General features: G+C 69.2%; 18 protein-coding genes. 6 read left to right on the plus strand and 12 right to left on the minus strand.

The window, feature by feature from the left end; genetic code table 11:
* Nucleotides 1-17: 17 nt before the first annotated feature.
* The 5 genes from BXA03_RS05735 to BXA03_RS05755 all read right to left on the minus strand — a co-directional run bounded on the left by BXA03_RS05735 (nt 18) and on the right by BXA03_RS05755 (nt 6,836).
* Nucleotides 18-416, minus strand: a complete 399-nt coding sequence (locus BXA03_RS05735) for a GtrA family protein (RefSeq protein WP_083715937.1) — start codon at nt 414-416, stop codon at nt 18-20.
* A gap of 34 nt (nt 417-450) precedes the next feature.
* The gene (locus tag BXA03_RS05740; RefSeq protein WP_076504949.1) at nt 451-1,398 is read right to left on the minus strand and encodes a glycosyltransferase family 2 protein; all 948 of its coding nucleotides are present in this window, start codon (nt 1,396-1,398) and stop codon (nt 451-453) included.
* A gap of 49 nt (nt 1,399-1,447) precedes the next feature.
* Nucleotides 1,448-3,217 carry a hypothetical protein gene (locus tag BXA03_RS05745; RefSeq protein WP_234983609.1) on the minus strand — a complete coding sequence of 590 codons (1,770 nt, stop codon included), beginning with the start codon at nt 3,215-3,217 and terminating at the stop codon, nt 1,448-1,450.
* Nucleotides 3,218-3,407: 190 nt separating this feature from the next.
* Nucleotides 3,408-6,125, minus strand: coding sequence for a methionine synthase (gene metH, locus BXA03_RS05750; RefSeq protein WP_076504953.1), 2,718 nt, complete (start codon nt 6,123-6,125; stop codon nt 3,408-3,410).
* Nucleotides 6,126-6,395: 270 nt separating this feature from the next.
* On the minus strand, nt 6,396-6,836 hold the full coding sequence (locus tag BXA03_RS05755; RefSeq protein ID WP_076504955.1) for a PACE efflux transporter: 441 nt from the start codon (nt 6,834-6,836) through the stop codon (nt 6,396-6,398).
* A gap of 108 nt (nt 6,837-6,944) precedes the next feature.
* On the opposite strand from BXA03_RS05755, the gene BXA03_RS05760 reads away from it, so the two are divergent.
* Complete coding sequence (locus BXA03_RS05760; protein ID WP_076504958.1) at nt 6,945-7,838, plus strand: LysR family transcriptional regulator; 894 nt, start codon at nt 6,945-6,947, stop codon at nt 7,836-7,838.
* Nucleotides 7,839-7,917: 79 nt separating this feature from the next.
* On the opposite strand, the gene moaC is transcribed toward BXA03_RS05760, so the two are convergent.
* Nucleotides 7,918-8,406 (minus strand): cyclic pyranopterin monophosphate synthase MoaC, encoded by a 489-nt coding sequence (moaC, locus tag BXA03_RS05765; RefSeq protein WP_076504961.1) that lies wholly within the window; start codon nt 8,404-8,406, stop codon nt 7,918-7,920.
* Nucleotides 8,407-8,498: 92 nt separating this feature from the next.
* Between moaC and BXA03_RS05770 the strand changes: the two genes are divergently transcribed.
* On the plus strand, nt 8,499-10,106 hold the full coding sequence (locus BXA03_RS05770) for a M48 family metalloprotease (RefSeq protein WP_083715938.1): 1,608 nt from the start codon (nt 8,499-8,501) through the stop codon (nt 10,104-10,106).
* A 34-nt stretch (nt 10,107-10,140) separates the two neighbouring features.
* Here BXA03_RS05770 and BXA03_RS05775 read toward each other — a convergent pair whose 3' ends face one another.
* From BXA03_RS05775 to BXA03_RS05785, 3 genes are all read right to left on the minus strand, one after another.
* The gene (locus BXA03_RS05775; RefSeq protein WP_076504963.1) at nt 10,141-10,488 is read right to left on the minus strand and encodes a phage holin family protein; all 348 of its coding nucleotides are present in this window, start codon (nt 10,486-10,488) and stop codon (nt 10,141-10,143) included.
* Between the two features lie 58 nt (nt 10,489-10,546).
* On the minus strand, nt 10,547-11,020 hold the full coding sequence (locus BXA03_RS05780) for a hypothetical protein (RefSeq protein ID WP_076504966.1): 474 nt from the start codon (nt 11,018-11,020) through the stop codon (nt 10,547-10,549).
* Between the two features lie 82 nt (nt 11,021-11,102).
* Nucleotides 11,103-11,828 carry a TerC family protein gene (locus tag BXA03_RS05785; RefSeq protein WP_076504968.1) on the minus strand — a complete coding sequence of 242 codons (726 nt, stop codon included), beginning with the start codon at nt 11,826-11,828 and terminating at the stop codon, nt 11,103-11,105.
* 394 nt (nt 11,829-12,222) lie between these two features.
* Between BXA03_RS05785 and BXA03_RS05790 the strand changes: the two genes are divergently transcribed.
* Both BXA03_RS05790 and BXA03_RS05795 read left to right on the plus strand, forming a co-directional pair.
* A complete protein-coding gene (locus BXA03_RS05790) occupies nt 12,223-12,705 on the plus strand; it encodes a DUF3717 domain-containing protein (protein ID WP_076504970.1) in 483 nt (160 codons plus the stop codon).
* A gap of 24 nt (nt 12,706-12,729) precedes the next feature.
* Nucleotides 12,730-13,035, plus strand: coding sequence for a hypothetical protein (locus tag BXA03_RS05795; protein ID WP_076504972.1), 306 nt, complete (start codon nt 12,730-12,732; stop codon nt 13,033-13,035).
* Nucleotides 13,036-13,202: 167 nt separating this feature from the next.
* Here BXA03_RS05795 and BXA03_RS05800 read toward each other — a convergent pair whose 3' ends face one another.
* The gene (locus tag BXA03_RS05800; RefSeq protein WP_076504974.1) at nt 13,203-13,763 is read right to left on the minus strand and encodes a YaeQ family protein; all 561 of its coding nucleotides are present in this window, start codon (nt 13,761-13,763) and stop codon (nt 13,203-13,205) included.
* The gene (purB, locus tag BXA03_RS05805; protein ID WP_076504976.1) at nt 13,763-15,157 is read right to left on the minus strand and encodes an adenylosuccinate lyase; all 1,395 of its coding nucleotides are present in this window, start codon (nt 15,155-15,157) and stop codon (nt 13,763-13,765) included. The genes BXA03_RS05800 and purB overlap by 1 nt, the downstream gene beginning before the upstream one ends.
* Before the next feature lie 114 nt (nt 15,158-15,271).
* Here purB and BXA03_RS05810 point away from each other — a divergent pair, with 114 nt between their 5' ends.
* Both BXA03_RS05810 and BXA03_RS05815 read left to right on the plus strand, forming a co-directional pair.
* On the plus strand, nt 15,272-15,886 hold the full coding sequence (locus BXA03_RS05810) for a glutathione S-transferase N-terminal domain-containing protein (RefSeq protein WP_076504978.1): 615 nt from the start codon (nt 15,272-15,274) through the stop codon (nt 15,884-15,886).
* A gap of 426 nt (nt 15,887-16,312) precedes the next feature.
* Entirely contained in the window at nt 16,313-17,173 is an 861-nt protein-coding gene (locus tag BXA03_RS05815; RefSeq protein ID WP_076504983.1) for a ferritin family protein, read from the plus strand.
* Nucleotides 17,174-17,230: 57 nt separating this feature from the next.
* Here the strand turns inward: BXA03_RS05815 and BXA03_RS05820 are convergent, their stop codons facing one another.
* Complete coding sequence (locus tag BXA03_RS05820; RefSeq protein WP_143476226.1) at nt 17,231-18,451, minus strand: septal ring lytic transglycosylase RlpA family protein; 1,221 nt, start codon at nt 18,449-18,451, stop codon at nt 17,231-17,233.
* Nucleotide 18,452: the final 1 nt, after the last annotated feature.

Below are 18,452 nucleotides of genomic sequence, written 5' to 3' on the forward strand. Positions count from 1 at the left end.
CCGACGCGCCGCCTGGCTCAGCGTCTGAAGACCAGGTAGCGCGCCGACAGGTAGTTGACGCCCATGCCGGCGATGCTGCCGGCGGCCACGCCGAGCAGCGGCGCCGCGGGCCCATCCAGCATGTGAAGCACGAGGACGTACGCGGCATAGTTGAAGAGGGCGCCGCCCAGCATGGCGACGAGGTAGCGCAGGTACTCCTGCCACAGCGGCAGGCGTATCGCTCCCTCACCAGCGAAGGTGAAGCGCCGGTTGATCACCCAGGTGGCGGTGGCCGCGCCCCAGAAGGAGAGCACCCGGCCCGCATACCAGCCCACATGCGGCGCCAGCAGGTACAGCAGGCCGGCGTCGACCCCGAAGCCGATAACGCCGGCGATGCCGAAACTCAGCAGGCGGCGCAGCAGCGGGCCGGAAATCACCACAGCACTTTCGCAGGCGCGGCCGGGCGGACGCTCACCGCTCGCTCGCCGGCGTTGCCCGCTGCGCGGCGCCGGGAATGGCGAGGTATGCGATGCGCTTGACCTCGCGCCGCCCCAGCGTCACGGTGCGCAGCACCGCGCCGCAGCTGGCCGACAGCATGGCTGCCAGCATCATGCCGGTGGCCAGCACGGCGGTGGGCAGGCGCGGCACCAGGCCGGTCTGGATGAAGGTCACCAGAAGCGGAATGGCCAGGCCGATCGAGGCCGCGGCCAGCACACCGGCCACGATCATGAAGAACAGCAACGGCCGCTCGCTCACGAAGAGCTTGGTGATCGTGACCAGGATGCGCCAGCCGTCGCGGTAGGTGGAGAGCTTGCTTTCGGAACCCTCGGGTCGAGACAGGTAGCGCACGGGCACTTCGTCCCAGGGCATGCGCAGTTCGAGGGCATGCACCGTCAGCTCGGTCTCGATCTCGAAGCCCTGGGACAGGGCCGGGAAGGACTTGACGTAGCGCCGCGAGAACACGCGCAGACCCGACAGCATGTCGCTGAACTCGCCACCGAAGAGCTGCACCACGGCACCGGTGAGCATGCGGTTTCCGAGGCGGTGGCCCCGGCGGTAGGTCTGGGCGTCCTGATGATCGTCCTGACGTGCGCCCACCACCATGTCCAGGTTGCCACTCACCAGCAGCTCGATCATCTCGGGCAGGCGGGCCAGGTCGTAGGTCGCATCGCCGTCGACCATGACGTAGATGTCGGCCTCCACGTCCGCGAACATCCGGCGCACGACATTGCCCTTGCCGCGCAGCCGCACGCCGGTGACCCGCGCCCCGGCAGCGCGTGCCACGGCCGCGGTGTCGTCGGTCGAGGCGTTGTCGAAGACGTGCACCTCGGCCTGCGGCAGGTGCGTGCGGAAGGCATCGATCACCTGCCCGATGGCCAAGGCTTCGTTGTAGCAGGGGATGACCGCGGCGATACGCATGGGCTGGTGGATGACGTGGGAGAGAGGGAGCGACAGCCTGTGGCGCCCGTCAGGGCGCGTCCGGCAGGATGCGGTACGCCTTCACGCCATCCTTTTCGGACAGCAGCTGGAAGTGGCGCTCGAAGCCCGGTTTGCCATCGACGAATGGCCCGAGTGCCGTCTGGATCACGATGGTACCGAAGCCCTCCTGCGCGAACTTGCGCGCCATCTCCGGCGCCGGCAGCAGCAGGAAGTCGGAGTAGCGGTAACGGCCGAACACATCGCCCCAGACTGGGTTGGGCGCGAAGTAGATGGCATCGCTCAGACCCACCTGGTAGAGCCGGCCGGGCTGCGGGTTGGCCCGCAGCCAGCTCAGCACGGCGTAGCCGGGCACGTTGCGGGCCAGATATGCCTCGCGGGTCTCGGGCGTGGGCGAGATCTGGCGCAGGTGGTTCCACAGCCGCGCACCGCCGGCGACCAGCAGCACCGCCACCAGCGCCGTTCCCAGTCCCGCGGACATCCGGCGATGGAGATGCTCGCCACCGCGGCGCTGCAGGGACGCGGCCGCCCAGCGCCACAGCTGGCACCAGCCGATGGCGCCCAGCCAGGCCAGGATCGGGAACGAGGCCGCCATGTAGCGCGGATAGCGCGAGGTGGCCAGCCATACGAGGACCGACCAGGCTCCGAACAGCGCCGCAGCACGCACCGCGGGCCGCGTCCTGAAGGCCAGGGTGAAAGGCACCAGCAGCGCCGGCCACAGCATGACGTTGGGCAGCGCGGCATGGGCGCGCACGTCGTCGACCTGGCGCTTGTAGTCGTCCACGTTCCAGTTGGTGAAGCCGAACACCTTGGCGCCGATGGGATTGAAGGGGTCGCCCGTCTGCAGCCAGTTGCGGCCGAACCAGTAGATGCAGGGCAGCAGGAAGCAGCCCAGGGCCAGGAGCCAGGGCCCCGGCCGGCGCTCACGCCAGGCCACGCACACGGCCACCAGCGGCAGGAAGGTCAGCGCCTGGTACTTGCTGCCCGCCGCCACGCCCAGGTAGAAGGCCGCAAGGCCCAGCCACCGCGCCGGCCGCCGCGGTTGCGCCGGGGTGACGGGCGTGCTCCACCACAGCCACAGCACGGTGAAGGCCCCGACGACGAACAGGGCCACGCCCATGTCGATGAGCGCGTTGAAGAACTCGCCCATCATCAGCCAGGCCGCCAGCGCGATGGCCGCGCAGACACGGTCGGTGTGGGTCACGGCCAGGCGCCAGACCAGCGCAGCCGCCAGCCAGCCACCCAGGGCGTGCAGCAGATGCGGGAACACGTCGCCCGCCAGCGGCAAAGCCGCCGCATAGAGCAGGTCGTAGTTGTAGGGGAACCAGGGGTAGCGCAGCCAGTGGTGGATGCCCAGCGCCCCGCTCTCGGCCACCTGCCGCGCATAGGGCAGGTGGTACATCATCTCGTCGAAGGCATGCGGCGGGGCCATCGGCTCGAACAGGCTGATGGCAAAGGCACCGATGGCGACCACGGTCGCCACGCGCTCGGCGCGGCCCATCGGCGGGCCTGACGGAAGCGCCCGCAGCACACGCCACTGGGCAGGCAGGCGCCAGAAGGCCAGCGTCAATCCGATGGCCAGCAACGCCAGCGTGCCGGGTGGCCGCAGCAGGCCTGCAATGCCCAGCCCCTGCAGCGCCACGATGGCCAGGCCCAGGCCGGTGGCGGCGGACAGCGCCATGCGCAGCCACGGGTCGTCGCGGCCCGGCGTGTGTGGCGCACCGCCCCACAGCCGGCGCATCAGCGCGTCGCCCGCGCCCCAGATCGCCAGCAGCACCACGGCCAGGCCAGCCAAGTGCACGGCCGTGAAGCTCAGCTTCTGCAGAATGGCAGTCTCCAGCGGGGATCAAGAAGTTCAGGCGAGCGGCACCGCGCGGCGGACCTTGCCAGAGCACCCGCGGAACTGGCTTCGCCAGGCCGCCGGGTGCGCCTCCCCTCCAAGCCGAAGGCGCCAGAGAGGGGGGGAGCCGCGAAGCGGCTTGGGGGGGAGTTCATAAGTTCGGTGCCAGCAGGCGCTCGAGGTCGGACTCCGCCAACCGGCGCCGCGCCGCCTGGTCCTGCAACTGGTCGTGGCCGATCTTGCCGACGTTGAAGTAGGTGCTCTCGGGATGGCTCAGGTAGAAGCCCGAGACGCTGGCCGCCGGCGTCATCGCCAGCGAATCGGTCAGGCCCATGCCGATCTCGGCGCACTGCAGCAGTTCGAACATCGGGCCCTTGACGCTGTGGTCGGGGCAGGCCGGGTAGCCCGGCGCCGGGCGGATGCCGCGGTACTGCTCCTTGATCATCTCGTCATTGCTCAGCTGCTCGTCGGCGGCATAGCCCCACAGGTCCAGGCGCACACGGTGGTGCAGGGCCTCGGCAAAGGCTTCCGCCAGGCGGTCGGCCAGGGCCTTGAACATGATGGCCGAGTAGTCGTCCAGGTCGTCGAGGAAGTACTTCTCGCGCTTCTCGGCGCCGATGCCCGCCGTGACGGCGAATGCGCCCACGTAGTCGGCCACGCCGGATTCGCGCGGCGCCACGAAGTCGGCCAGGCAGCGGCTGGGGCGCATCACGCCGTCCACCGCCTGCTTCTCGGTCTGCTGGCGCAGGCCGTACCAGGTGAGCAGCGGCGTCTGGCGCGACTCGTCGGCATACAGCACGATGTCGTCGTCGCGCTCCGTGTTGGCCGGCCAGAAGCCCACCACCGCGTTGGCCGTGAGCCAGCGGCCCTCGATCAGCCGCTGCAGCATGCGCTTGCCGTCGCTGAAGACGCGCTGGGCCTCGGTGCCGACGATCTCGTCCTTCAGGATCTGCGGGAAGGGCCCGGCCAGGTCCCAGGTCTGGAAGAAGGGGCCCCAGTCGATGTACTTGGCCAGGTCCGCCAGGTCGTAGTTGCGGAACATGCGCCGGCCGATGAACTTCGGCTTGGGCGGCTGGTAGCCCGTCCAGTCGATGGGCGTCTTGTTGGCGCGCGCCTTCGGCAAGGGCCACAGCGGCACCTGCTTCTTGTTGGCATGCTGCTGGCGCACCTTGTCGTAGTCGGCATTGAGCTCGGCGATGTAGTTCGCCGCCTGCTCCGACAGTAGGCTCTGCGCCACGCTCACGCTGCGCGAGGCATCGGGCACGTAGACCACGGGGCCCTCGTAGTGCGGCGCGATCTTGACGGCCGTGTGCACCCGGCTGGTGGTGGCGCCGCCGATCAGCAGCGGGATCTTCCTCATGCGGAAGTGCTCGTCCTTCTGCATCTCGCCGGCGACGTACTGCATCTCCTCGAGGCTGGGCGTGATCAGGCCCGACAGGCCCACGATGTCCGCGCCCTCGACCTTGGCCTTTGCCAGGATCTCGTGGCACGGGACCATCACGCCCATGTTCACCACCTCGAAGTTGTTGCACTGGAGCACGACGGTGACGATGTTCTTGCCGATGTCGTGCACGTCGCCCTTGACGGTGGCGATGACGATCTTGCCCTTGCTGCGCACGTCGCGGCCGGCGGCCTCGTCCCGCTTCTTCTCTTCCTCGATGTAGGGAATGAGGTGGGCCACGGCCTGCTTCATCACGCGGGCGCTCTTGACCACCTGCGGCAGGAACATCTTGCCGGCCCCGAACAGGTCGCCCACGATGTTCATGCCGTCCATCAGCGGACCTTCGATGACATGCAGCGGGCGGCCGCCCGGCTGGGCCACGATGGCCTGGTAGGCCTCTTCGGTGTCCTCGACGATGAAGTCGGTGATGCCGTGCACCAGCGCATGGGCCAGGCGCTCGTCCACGGACTTCGGCTGTTCGGGCGTGCCGCGCCATTCGAGCTTCTTGCTTTCGTCCTTGGCGCCGCTGCGGGCCGTCTCCGCGATCTCCACCAGGCGCTCGCCGGCATCGGGGCGGCGGTTGAGCACCACGTCTTCCACGCGCTCGCGCAGTTGCGGCTCCAGGTCGTCGTACACGCCCACCATGCCGGCGTTGACGATGCCCATGTCCATGCCCGCCTGGATGGCGTGGTACAGGAAGACGGTGTGGATCGCCTCGCGCACCGGGTCGTTGCCGCGGAAGCTGAAGCTCACGTTCGACACGCCGCCCGACACCTTGGCACCCGGCAGGTTGGCCTTGATCCAGCGCGTGGCCTCGATGAAGTCGACGGCGTAGTTGTTGTGCTCCTCGATGCCGGTGGCCACCGCGAAGATGTTGGGGTCGAAGATGATGTCCTCAGGCGGAAAGCCGACCTCATCCACCAGCACGCGGTAGGCCCGTTCGCAGATCTCGATCTTGCGGGCGTAGGTGTCGGCCTGGCCCTGCTCGTCGAAGGCCATCACCACGGCGGCGGCGCCGTAGCGGCGGATCAGCCGCGCCTCGTGCTTGAACTTGTCCACGCCCTCCTTCATGGAGATGGAGTTGACGATGCCCTTGCCCTGGATGCAGCGCAGCCCGGCCTCGATCACCTCCCACTTGGAGCTGTCGACCATGATCGGCACGCGCGCGATGTCCGGCTCGCTGGCGATCAGGTTCAGGAAGCGCACCATGGCCGCCTTGCTGTCCAGCATGGCCTCGTCCATGTTGATGTCGATCACCTGGGCGCCGTTCTCCACCTGCTGGCGGGCCACGGCCAGCGCTTCCTCGAACTGCCCGTTCAGAATCATGCGGGCGAAGGCCTTGGAACCCGTGACGTTGGTGCGCTCGCCGATGTTGACGAAGAGCGTGCCCGCGGCGATGACGACCGGCTCCAGGCCGGACAGCAGCATGGGGGGAACGGAAGGGGCGGAGGAACTCATGGACGGCACACCTGGGGACGGAGATCAGGTGAGCGTCGTTGCAGCCGGCGCCTGGCGGCCAGCGTCCGGCCCCGCCAAGCCTCACGGTCCGGGCCGCTGGGCGCCACCAGAGACGGTGTGCCGGGCCCGCCGTTGCAACGCTCCTTGCGCGGGGAGCGCGGATTTTAAAGGCCTCGACCCGGGATAACCCCGAAAGACCGGCACCGGCGCCGGCCGTCCCGCCATGCGGGACGCAGCTGCTCAGGTGGCGCCGGCCGGGTGTGCCGCCGCCGAGGCAGGCAGCCCGAACACCGCGTCGAACACCCAGTTGAAGACGAAGGTGTAGACCAGGAAAAACACCACCAGCGCCAGGTCCATCACCAGCGCCTCCCACAGGCTGATCTCCAGCCACCAGGCGATGGTGGGCACCAGCAGCATCACCAGCCCGCCCTCGAAGCCGATGGCATGCGCCACCCGGCGGCCCAGGCTGCGACCGCGCTTGGCCTGGCGAGCCTCCCAGCGCTCGAACAGGGTGTTGAACAGCAGGTTCCAGGCGATGGCGATGGCCGAGGCCATCACCGCCACCACGCCGGAATGGCCCACGCCCTGCCCCGACATCCAGGCCAGCCCCAGGCTGGCCACCACGATGGCGATGCCTTCATAGAGGCTGATGTAGACGACGCGGCGCTTGATGCCCTGCATGGCTTTCTTCTTTCTGTCTGCTCGAAACACGTTGGATGACGGTGTCACTTTATTTCTACTGCGCTGACACATAAAGTCAGCTTCTTTCAGATTTACTGAAAGATCGGCATGCTCAACAGCGACGACGTCGCCCTTTTCCTTGCGGTGCTCGACCACGGTTCCTTCTCGGCGGCCGCCCGCGCCTTGCGGCGCGTGCCCTCGGCGGTGAGCATGGGCATCGCCCAACTCGAGGCCGAACTGGACCTGCCGCTTTTCGACCGAAGCGGCCGCGAGCCCCGCCCCACCGCCGCCGCCCGCTCGCTGGAACCGCAGGCCCGGCTGCTCGCCGCACAGCTCAAGGCGCTGGAGGTGCAGGCGCTGGCCCTGACGCAGGGGCTGGAGGAGCGGCTGACGCTCGCCATCGCGCCCGAACTGCTGAGCGGCCCCTGGAGCCAGCCGCTGGCCGCGCTGGCCCAGTCGCATCCGTCGCTGGAAGTGGAAGTGCTGGCCGCGCCGCAGGCCGACGCGCTGGCCCTGTTGCACAGCGGCCGGGCGCAGCTCGCGCTGGTGTTCGAGCGCCCCAGCCTCGACGGCCGCGAGGGCTTCCAGGAGGTGGCGACCGAGACGCTCGTCGCCGTGATGGCGCCCGACCATCCGGTGCTGGTCGCCGCCGGCGGGCGCCTGCGCGAGCAGCACCTGATCGACACCCGCCAGATCGTGGTGGCCGGCCGCGACCCGGCGCAGCGCGATCCGCGCACCGTGTTCGCCCGTCACACCTGGCGCACCGACAACGCGCTGGCGGCGCTGAGCCTGCTGACCGCCGGCGTGGGCTGGGGCTGGTTGCCCCGGCCTTTCGTGCAGCCGCATGTGGCGGCGGGCGCACTGGTGGAGATCCCTTTCGAGAACCTCAGCAACCGGCTGGACCTGTGGGTCGACGTGGTCTGGTCGAAGGAGCGGCCGTTGGGGCTGGGGGCGCGGCAGGTGATCGAGGCGCTGCGGCGCAAGCGGCCGGACGAAGGGTGAGGCCGTGCGCCTCGCCAGCGCCCGCAAAGCGCCCATGCGCCGGCACGGCCGGACTTCGATGATTCGAGAGCAGGCGCGCTCAGACCGACGGGGCGATGTACGAGCCCGACTTCCCGCCGTGCTTCTCCAGCACCTGCACGCCGTCGATCACCATGCCGCGGTCGGCCGCCTTGCACATGTCGTAGATGGTCAGCAGCGCCACCTGGACGGCGGTGAGTGCTTCCATCTCGACGCCTGTCGGGCCGACCGTCTCGACCGTCGCGCGGCAGCGCACGGCGGGCACATCGCCCGGCTCGGTCTCGAACTCGACCGCCACCCGGGTGATGGCCAGCGGATGGCACAGCGGGATCAGGTCGCTGGTCTTCTTGGCCGCCTGGATGCCGGCGATGCGGGCGACGCCCAGCACATCGCCCTTCTTGGCCGTGCCCGATTCGACCAGCGCCAGCGTGGCCGCCTGCATGCGGATGCGCCCCTCGGCGATCGCGATGCGGTGCGTGGCCGGCTTGGCCGCCACGTCCACCATGTGGGCTTGGCCCTGAGCGTCGAAATGGGTGAGGGGTGAGGACATGAGGCTGAACGATCCGGCGGGAGGCGCATCATACGGGCCGGAAAAAGCCACCGATGCCGCGTCCGATGCCGTCTTCTGCCACCCCCCGCGACATGCCTGCCCCGCCGTCCGCCGCTGCGCGCGGTACCTCTTCGCTGTCTGGGCCGGGACGACCGCGGCGGGGTGCGCGCGCCGTGCTGGCCGTGGCCCTGGCGGCCGCCCAGCTCGCTGCGGTGCCCCTCCATGCCCAGACCCTGACACCCGCCCGCCCGCTGCCCGGCCTGGGCGATGGCGCCGAGATGAGCGCGGGTACCGAGCGCGAACTGGGCGATCGCATCGCCCGCGAGCTCTACCGCGATCCGGACTTCGTGGACGACCCGGTGCTCGCCGACTACGTCCAGGGCATCTGGCAGCCGCTGCTGGCCGCGGCCCGCCAGCGCGGCGAGCTCACGCCCGAGCTGGACGAGCGCTTCGCCTGGGTGCTGATGATCGGCCGCGACCGCAGCATCAATGCCTTCGCGCTGCCCGGCGGCTACCTCGGCGTGAACACCGGGCTCATCGCCATCGTCGGCAGCCGTGACGAGCTGGCCTCGGTGCTGGCCCACGAGCTCACCCACGTCACGCAGCGGCACATCTCGCGCATGCTCACGCAGCAGAGCCGGCAGATGCCGCTGATGCTGGCGGCCATGCTGCTGGGCGGCCTGGCGATGAGCAAGAGCGGCCGCAGCGGCGGCGACCTGGGTTCGGCCATGATGGTGGGCGGCCAGGCCATGGCCATGCAGAAGCAGCTGGACTTCTCGCGCGACATGGAGCGCGAGGCCGACCGCATCGGCTTCGGCGTGATGAGCCAGGCCGGCTTCGCGCCGCAGGGCGCCGCCGTCATGTTCGAGAAGCTGCAATACGCCTCGCGGCTGAACGACAACGGCAGCTATCCCTACCTGCGCAGCCACCCACTGACCAGCGAGCGCATCACCGAGATGCAGGCCCGCTTCCAGTTCCGCGACGGCGCGCCGGCACCGAGCGTGGCCCTCACGCCCGAACATGCCATGGTCGCGGCCCGGGCCCGGGTGCTGGGCCGCCCGGGCGTGGACCTGCTGCGCCAATGGGTGCAGGCCGCGCAGGCGAGTACGGCGCCGGCCAGCGCGACCACCGCCGGCACGCTCTACGCGGGCGCCATGGCGGCCAAGGAATTGCGCGATGTGCCCGCAGCCCGCGCCCTGGTGCAGAAGCTGCGCGCGCAGGTCGGCACGACCGGCGAGCCGGCCCGCCTGGCGCGGCTGCTGGCGGCCGAGATCGAAATGGGCGCCGGCAATGCGCCTGCGGCCGTCGCCCTGCTCGACGTGCGCGCCAAGACCCGTGGCGAGATGCTGATGGCCGGCCAGGCCGCGGTGCTGACCCGGACCCATGCCGCAGAAGCCGCGCCGGTGCTGCGCGACTGGGTGGCCACGCATCCGCGCGACGCAACCGTATGGCGGCTGCTCGCGGGGCTGTACGACGTGGAAGGCGACACCCTGCGTGCCATCCGCGCCGAGGCCGAGGCGCAGGTTGCCCAGTTGGACTATGTGGCCGCACGAGATCGCTTCCGCGCGGCCCAGGACTACGTGCGGGAGACCACCGCCAAGGGCGGGCGCATCGACCACATCGAGGCCTCGATCGTGGATGTGCGCGCGCGCGAGATCGAACGCCTCGCCCGCGAGCAGATGGAAGAGAAGCCGATGTAGGGGTGCGCCGCCTCAGCGGCGCCTCACCAGCGTTTCAGCGGCGGCTGGCGCCGATGGCGGCCTCGATGATCACGCCGAAGATCGAATAGAGCAGCGAGCCGAACAACGCCGCCCAGAAGCCGTCGACATGAAAGCCCGGCAGCAACCCCGAGGCCATCCAGAAGATCAGCGCATTGACGATGAAGAGGAACAGCCCGAGCGTGATCAGCGTGACCGGCAGGGTCAGCACGACGAGAACGGGCCGCACGAAGACATTGAGCAGCGCGAGCACGGCGGCGGCGATCATCGCGGTGCCGAAACCCGAGATCTGCACCCCGCCGTAAAGGTAGGTGACCATCAGCAGCGCCAAAGCGCTGAGCACCCATTTGAGGATCAATCGCATGGCGCCAGCATAGCCGGTGCACCTGACGGCCGGGCTTGGCCGCCTGTGTCCCGGGAGCTCAGTCGGCGAGGCCAGGCGCCAGCAGCAGGAAGGCCGCCAGGCCCGCCAGCCCGCCCGGCAGTGCACGTGCACCCGGCACGAGCGGGCGGCGCGGGCCGGACTCGGGCGCCGCCGGCACCACGGGCTCCATGGTCGAGCCGATGCGGGGGCGGCGCGCATCCACCACACGGGCGGCGCCGTGCTCCAGATGCAGCCGCTGGGTCAGCTCGACCAGCGGCCCCTTGGCCAGCACGGCGGTGGTCTGCGCGCCCTCGCGGGTCAGCAGCGGCGCCAGCGCATCCTGCACCTTGGCGAACCACTTGGCACGCCAGTTCTCGCGCGCGCTGTGGCTCACCCACTTGCTGATGCGGTGGGTCATGCGCGGCGCGCAGGCCACCACGATCCAGTGCCGGTCCGGCGCGGCCGGTGCAAGCTGGTCGAGGTGTTCCACGGCATAGGCCGCGTCGTCCACGTACAGGATGATCTTGTCCATCGAGGGGCTCCTTGGGCCGGGAAAGTGGGGATGACAGAAGGAGGCCGGCCCACCTAAAAGGTTCAGCCGGCCTCGGCCGCGATCAGTGGACAGCCACCTGCTTGCTGCGACGGGCCAGCACGGCCTTGCCGATTGCCAGCACCAGCAACGCACCGGCGATCTGCGCACCGTACTTGATCACGTCGGTCTGCGGCAGCTTGAACATCCACTGCCAGCGGTCGGGGTTGGCCAGCACCGGGTCGGTGACCAGCATGCCACCGGCAATCCAGCCCAGCAGCATGCCGCCCAAGGTGATGATCAGCGGATAGCGCTCCATCAGCTTGATGACCAGCTGGCTGCCCCAGACGATGATCGGGATCGAGATCACGAGGCCCAGCACCACCAGCAGCAACGAGTGCTCGCCCGCGTTCTGGGCGGCGCCGGCGATCGCGATGACGTTGTCCACGCTCATCACCAGGTCGGCCACGATGATGGTCTTGATGGCGGCGAACAGGCGGTCGCTGCTCGCGACTTCGCCGTGGCCCTCTTCATCGGGCGCCAGCAGCTTGATGCCGATCCATACCAGCAGGATCGCGCCGACCAGCTTCAGGAAGGGCAGGTTCAGCAGCGTCATCGCGAAGGCGATGAGCACCACCCGCAGGATGATGGCACCGGCGGTGCCCCAGATGATGCCCTTGGTGCGCTGCGCGGGCGGCAGCTTGCGGCAGGCCAGTGCGATCACGACCGCGTTGTCGCCACCCAGCAGGATGTCGATGATGATGATCTGCCCGAGCGCGACCCAGAACTCGGGAGAAGTCAGAAAGTCCATAGATTCCTCAATACCTGTGACCGATGAGCAGGCGGCTGGCGCCTGCCGGGAAGGACAGCCCGCGGCGGGCTGATCGAGGAAGGTGCGCCGAGAGGTGCACCATGGAACCGAAGGACGGCCTTGATCAGCCCACAACGGGCTCATCAAAGGTCTTGCTCGGAACGGCCGCCTTGCGGATGCCGGACCCGGAACTGCCGGAAGCTTGCGCTTCGTACTGACGACAGGACCGACAGCGCCGGCGTGGGGCCGGGCCGGGAGCTACTCCCCTTCGAACGGCGCGATTGGAACACAGCGCCCTTGCAGGGCGCAAGGCAGGGACCATGGCGATAAGATCGCGCCCCCTAATTCGACGCGGCGGCACCTGGGCCGTCCCCGCCCACCTTTCTCCTGCCCCATGGCCGGCATCCACATCACCGACATCGAGGCCGCCATCAACCATTGGCGGCACCTGAAGCCGTCACCCGACGGCGTGAGCCTGGCACCCGAGGTGCGTGCGCTGGCCGAGGTGTACGCGCTGATGGTGTTCCACCGGGAGGACGAGGCCGACGAGTTCGGCTTTCCGCCGAAGGCCTGGGCGGCGTGGATGGCCTGGTATGAGACCACCCCCGACACGCCCTGCATCGCCATCTGCTCCACCAGCCAGGGTGACGACGAATGCAAGGGCTGCGGCCGCAGCTTCGACGAGGTCCAGCACTGGCCGGCGATGAGCCCGGTCGAGAAGCGCCAGACCTGGCGCCGCATCACCATGCAGGACACGGCCTGGCGCTTCAACCGCTATGCCGAGCGAGCGCGCGAGGCCGACGTGCGTGCCGCAGACGAGCCAGCGTCGGCGCCCGTGGATTCCACGGCGCCGGCCGGCGGTGATCCGACGCCCTGAACGAATTCCCGCCCCACCACGTCCATGCGCCGTCTGGCCCAGGCCCCCAATCTGGCATTGGCCACCCTGTGGGCCGACGCGCTGCGCGCTCAGGGCTTGTCGGTCAGCGTGCAGCGCGAATACCTCGGCGCCGCCGCCGGGCAGCTGCCGCCGGATCAGTGCCTGCCGGAGCTTTGGGTCGAGCATGACGATGATCACGGTCGCGCCTTGCGGGTGCTGGGCGCCCTGCAGCGGCCACCGCAGCGCCAGTGGCACTGCCGCTGCGGGGAGTTCGTGGAAGGCGGTTTCGAGCAGTGCTGGAACTGCGGCGCGCCGATGCCGGGGCTTTGAGCGCCCTGCCGCCCCCCAGCAGCTCTACGTAGGCAGTCGCCGAGGGGCTCTCGGCGCAGGCCACGCCAGGGCACTCGAGGAACTGGCTCCGCCAGGCCTCTGGGTGCGTTCCCCCTCCGAGCCGACGGCGACAGAGAGGGGCGAGCCGCGAAGCGGCATGGGGGTGTTCATTTCAAGCGCTGCGGCTCGATGTCGACGGATCGTTCGCCGTCGCCCAGCATCAGCACGCCTTCCTGAACCGTGGCCTGCAACTGCATGCTGCGCTGGGCCAACGCCGACAGCTGCTGCGAAGCCGCCGCAGGAATGCGCCAGACCTGCAGGTTCTGCGGCCGGGTCAGCTTGGTCTCGATGCCGCGCCACCAGACTTCGGCGGAACTCGCGAAGGCATAGACGACCACCTGGTCGGCCTTGCCGCAGGCCTTGCTGACCGGCTTGTCCTCCGGCTGGCCCACCTCGATCCACAGCCGCGTGCGGCCGGTGAAGTCGCGCAGCCAGACGTCGGGCTCGTCCGGGTCGGACAGGCCGGCGCCGAAGGCCAACTGGCCATCGCCGCCGCACATCGCCTGCAGCTGGTGCGCCTGCAGGGCCAGGGCCGCCAGGCGGATCATCATGCGCTCGTCGGTCTCGCTCGGGTGGCGGGCCAGGGTGAGCGCGTGGTCGGCGTAGTAGCCGTGGTCGATGTCGGCCACGGCCAGGTTGGCCTTGAAGATGGTGGACTTGAGCGCCATCAGGCCTGGCCGCCGCCCACGCGTCGGGCCAGCTCGGCCGCCTTGCCGGTGTAGCTGCCGGGCGTCATGGCCAGCAGGCGTTCCTTCTCGGCCTCGGGAATCTCGAGCGAGCGGATCAGCCCGTGCAGCGCCTCGGCCGTCACGGCCTGGCCGCGGGTCACTTCCTTGAGCTTCTCGTAGGCACCCGCCACCCCGTAGCGGCGCATCACGGTCTGGATCGGCTCGGCCAGCACTTCCCAGCTGCTGTCCAAGTCCTCGGCCAGGGCGGCCTCGTTGAGCTCCAGCTTGCCCAGGCCGGTGGCCAGGCTGGCATAGGCGAGCACGGCATAGCCGAAGGCCACGCCCACGTTGCGCAGCACGGTCGAGTCGGTCAGGTCGCGCTGCCAGCGGCTGATGGGCAGCTTTTCCGACAGGTGGCGCAGCAGCGCATTGGCCAGGCCCAGGTTGCCTTCGGCATTCTCAAAGTCGATCGGGTTGACCTTGTGCGGCATGGTCGACGAGCCGATCTCGCCCGCCTTGAGCCGCTGCTTGAAATAGCCCAGGCTGATGTAGCCCCAGACGTCGCGCGAGAAGTCGACCAGGATGGTGTTGGCCCGCGCCAGCGCATCGAACAGCTCGGCCATGTAGTCGTGCGGCTCGATCTGGATGCTGAAGGGCTGGAAGACCAGGCCCAGGCCCTGCGGCGCCGGCGTCTCGACGACCTTGCGGCTGAAGGCCTCCCAGTCGAAGTCGGGCCAGGCGGCCAAGTGGGCGTTGTAGTTGCCCACGGCGCCGTTCATCTTGCCCATGAGCTTGACCGCCGCGATCTGCTCGCGCGCCTTGGCCAGGCGCACGGCGACGTTGGCGATTTCCTTGCCCACGGTGGTCGGGCTGGCGGTCTGGCCATGGGTGCGGCTGAGCATGGGCACGGCGGCGAAGTCGCCGGCCATCTTGCGCAGCGTGGCGAGGATGCCGTCGAGCGCCGGCAGCACCACCTGGTCGCGCGCCGCCTGGATCTGCAAAGCATGGCTGGTGTTGTTGATGTCCTCGCTGGTGCACGCGAAGTGCACGAACTCGGCGGCGGACTCCAGCTCGGGCCGGGCCTCGAACTTGGACTTGATCCAGTACTCCACGGCCTTGACGTCGTGGTTGGTGGTCTTCTCGATCTCCTTGATGGCCAGCGCGTCGGCTTCGGAGAAATGCGAGACCAGGCCCATCAGGTACTTGCGGGCGCCCGGCGTCAGCGGCTTGAACTCGGCGAAACCGGCATCGGACAGGGCGATGAACCAGGCCACCTCGACCTGGACGCGGCGGTGCATGTAGCCCTGCTCGCTCATCAGCGGGCGAAGCGGCGCGAGCTTGCCGGCATAGCGGCCATCGAGGGGCGAAAGGGCGGAAACGGGCGCGAAACTCATGCCGGGATTGTAGGTGGCGCCTTCGCGTCGGGCGCCTGCGGCGGGCCGGCGGCGCTCCCTCTAGAATCCGCCGCGCTCCGTCTCCCCTGGCCCACTTTCGAGGATCCTGCCTGCATGAAACTCATCGGATCGACGTCCAGCCCCTACGTGCGTAAGGTGCGCGTCGTCATGGCCGAGAAGCGCCTGGACTACGAGTTCGTGCAGGAGGACGTGTGGGCCGACGACACCACCATCGCCACCTCCAACCCCCTGGGCAAGGTGCCCTGCCTGGTGATGGACGGCGGCGACGCCATGTTCGACTCGCGCGTGATCGTCGAGTACCTCGACACTCTGTCGCCCGTCGGCAAGCTGATTCCGACCTCGGGCCGCGAGCGCGCCGAGGTCAAGACCTGGGAAGCCCTGGCCGACGGCGTGATGGACGCCGGGGTGCTCTGGCGCATGGAAGCGGTCTGGCCCAAGCGCGCCGACGACCAACGCAGCCAGGCCTGGATGGATCGCCAGCGCGGCAAGGTCGAGGCGGGCATCGCTGCCATGGCGAAGGGATTGGGCGACAAGCCCTTCTGCAGCGGTATCCATCTGAGCCTGTCGGACGTCGCCGTGGGCTGCGCATTGGGCTGGATCGAATTCCGCTTCCCGGATCTGGACTGGCGAACGGCGCACCCGAAGCTGGCGCGGCTGTGCGACAAATTGCAGCAACGCCCAAGCTTCAAGGACACCACGCCCCGCTGAGTTGTCAGGAAGCAGCGTTCGTTCTGCTCACCATCCGCCGGGCATGGACTGCGTCCCAAAACAAAAAGGCGCGACCATCGTCGCGCCTCTTGTCTGTCAGCGACCCGCATCCGGCGCCGCATTGTTAAAAAGATGTTGCGAGATATCCCGACACGAAGGAGGGAGGGAGGGAGGAGGAGAAGAGTCGCCTCGGGATGCTTCGACCGGATCTGATTCCGGAAGACCTCGCAACATCGAAAAACCTGCTGGTGATGCTCTGCACCAGCCCTTGCTACGAGCGTAGGCCGATTTCCATGGTTCCCGTGGGAGCCTGTAAATTTGCGTAAACGGGCCTGCTTCTGCAGACAAGTAACCCCGCTATGACGCGGAGATAGCCCACGCAGGGCTGGACCGACGGGACAATTCCCCCTCCGATCTCCACTCGACATGTTGTATCCAGACCTCTTCAAGCAACTCGAGTCGGTGCGCTGGGATATGGCGACCGACATCCCGTGGCAGGACTTCGACGGCGCACGCCTCTCGGACGAGCAGGCGCAGACCATCAAGATGAATGCCATCACGGAATGGGCCGCATTGCCGGCCACCGAGATGTTCCTGCGCGACAACCGACACGACAGCGATTTCAGCGCCTTCATGTCCATCTGGTTCTTCGAAGAGCAGAAGCATTCGCTGGTGCTCATGGAATACCTGCGGCGCTTCCGCCCCGACTGCGTGCCCAGCGAGGAAGAACTGCATCAGGTGCGCTTCGACTTCGACCCCGCGCCGCCGCTTGAAACGCTGATGCTGCATTTCTGCGGCGAGATCCGCCTCAACCACTGGTACCGCCGCGCGGCCGAATGGCACAGCGAGCCGGTCATCAAGCACATTTACACCACGCTCTCGCAGGACGAGGCGCGCCACGGCGGCGCCTACCTGCGCTACATGCGGCGGGCGCTCGAGAAGTGCGGCGACGAAGCCCGCGCAGCCTTCGCCAAGGTCGGTGTGCTCATGGCCAGCGCCCGCCGTACCGCCCAGGCGTTGCACCCCACCAACCTGCACGTGAACAAGGCGCTGTTCCCGCGCGACACGGTGCAAAGCCGCATGCCCGATCCGGACTGGCTGGAGCACTGGCTCGACCAGCAGATCCGCTTCGACGCGGTGTGGGAAGGCAAGGTGGGCGAGCGCATCCTGCACAACCTGGGGCTGCTCTTCAATCGCAGCTTCAAGACCGTGCAGGACCTGAATCGCTACCGCAAGGAGCTGACGAGCCGCCTCGCGCCCGACGGTCCCGCACCGCAGGGCGCCTGAACCGCGCCCGGCCTCCGCGCCGGGCTCATCCTGGGCGAGAGGGGCCGGAGCGGCCCTTCAGCGCCGTTCCACCGCGAAGGGCGACAGGCCCAATGCACCGCGCACGGGCAATACAGCCGCCTGGGCCGCGTCACGTGTGGCATAGGGGCCGACCTGCACCTTGTGCGCGCCCGCTTCTTCGACGATGCGCAGACGGCCGGCCAGCTCCGGCTGGGATGCCGCCACGCGCGCCAGCAGCATCTGCGCCCCTTCGCGCTCGCGGAAAGCGCCGAGCTGCATCCATACGCCAGCGGCAATGGCCGACGAGGCAGACGTCGCTGCGCCTGCTGCGGACGGTTGCGACAAACCAGGGGAGGCCGCCGAACCAGACGGCGTTGCGACCGGTCCGGCAGGCGTGGCGGGTGCGGCCGCCGCGGGCGCCGGCACGGGCGCGGCCGTCATCGGCGCCAGGGGCGCGACCTCCATGTTGCGGAAACGCGGCGGCGGCTCGGCGGGCAGTGCAGCGGCGGGAGGGGACTCGGCTGACGCAGGCGCCGCATCGCTGGCGACGGACATGGAAGCCTGCGCCAATCGCCAGACCGGCGCGGATGCGGATGTCGCCGACGCGTTCGACGGGACGGCCGCCACCGGCTGCACCCACGCGGTTGGCACGGGCACTGCCTCGGCCCGCAGCGCCGCAGTGGGCGACGCGGACGCCAGCTGGGTGTCCGATGGGCGCCGCCACGCGCCGGTGCGGATCGCCTCGTTGGTCAATCGCTCGACTTCCACGGGCGCGACGCCGCGCAGCAGGTCCAGCCGCAGCGCCGCGGTGTAGCTCAGGTCGATGACGCGGTCGTCGCGAAACGGCCCGCGGTCGTTGACGCGCACGATCACTTCCCGACCGTTGGCCGGATTGCGCACCCGCGCGTAGCTGGGCAGCGGCATGGTGCGGTGGGCGGCCGTCATGGCGTACATGTCGTAGGGCTCGCCATTGGCGGTGGCGCGCGCATGGAAGCCCTGGCCGTACCAGGAGGCCAGACCGCGCTCGACCAGCGGCCGGTCGTCGGTGATGGGCGTGTAACTGCGCCCGGCGACGGTGTAGGGCCGGCTGGTGCCGCCCTCGGCGCGGACGGGCTCGACGCGCGGCTCGGCGTCGGGCGTCTGGGCCAGGCCCGCGGGCGGATTGCGCGGCGGCCCGTCACGCGGCGCACTGGCGCAGCCGGCGAGCACGGCGGCGGCACAGGCCGCCGTCCAGGTCGCCCACCGCAACGGCATGCCGACGGGTGCGTGGCCGCGCATG

Source organism: Pseudacidovorax sp. RU35E (genome assembly GCF_900156165.1).
In the GTDB taxonomy this organism is placed as follows: Bacteria; Pseudomonadota; Gammaproteobacteria; order Burkholderiales; family Burkholderiaceae_C; genus Xenophilus.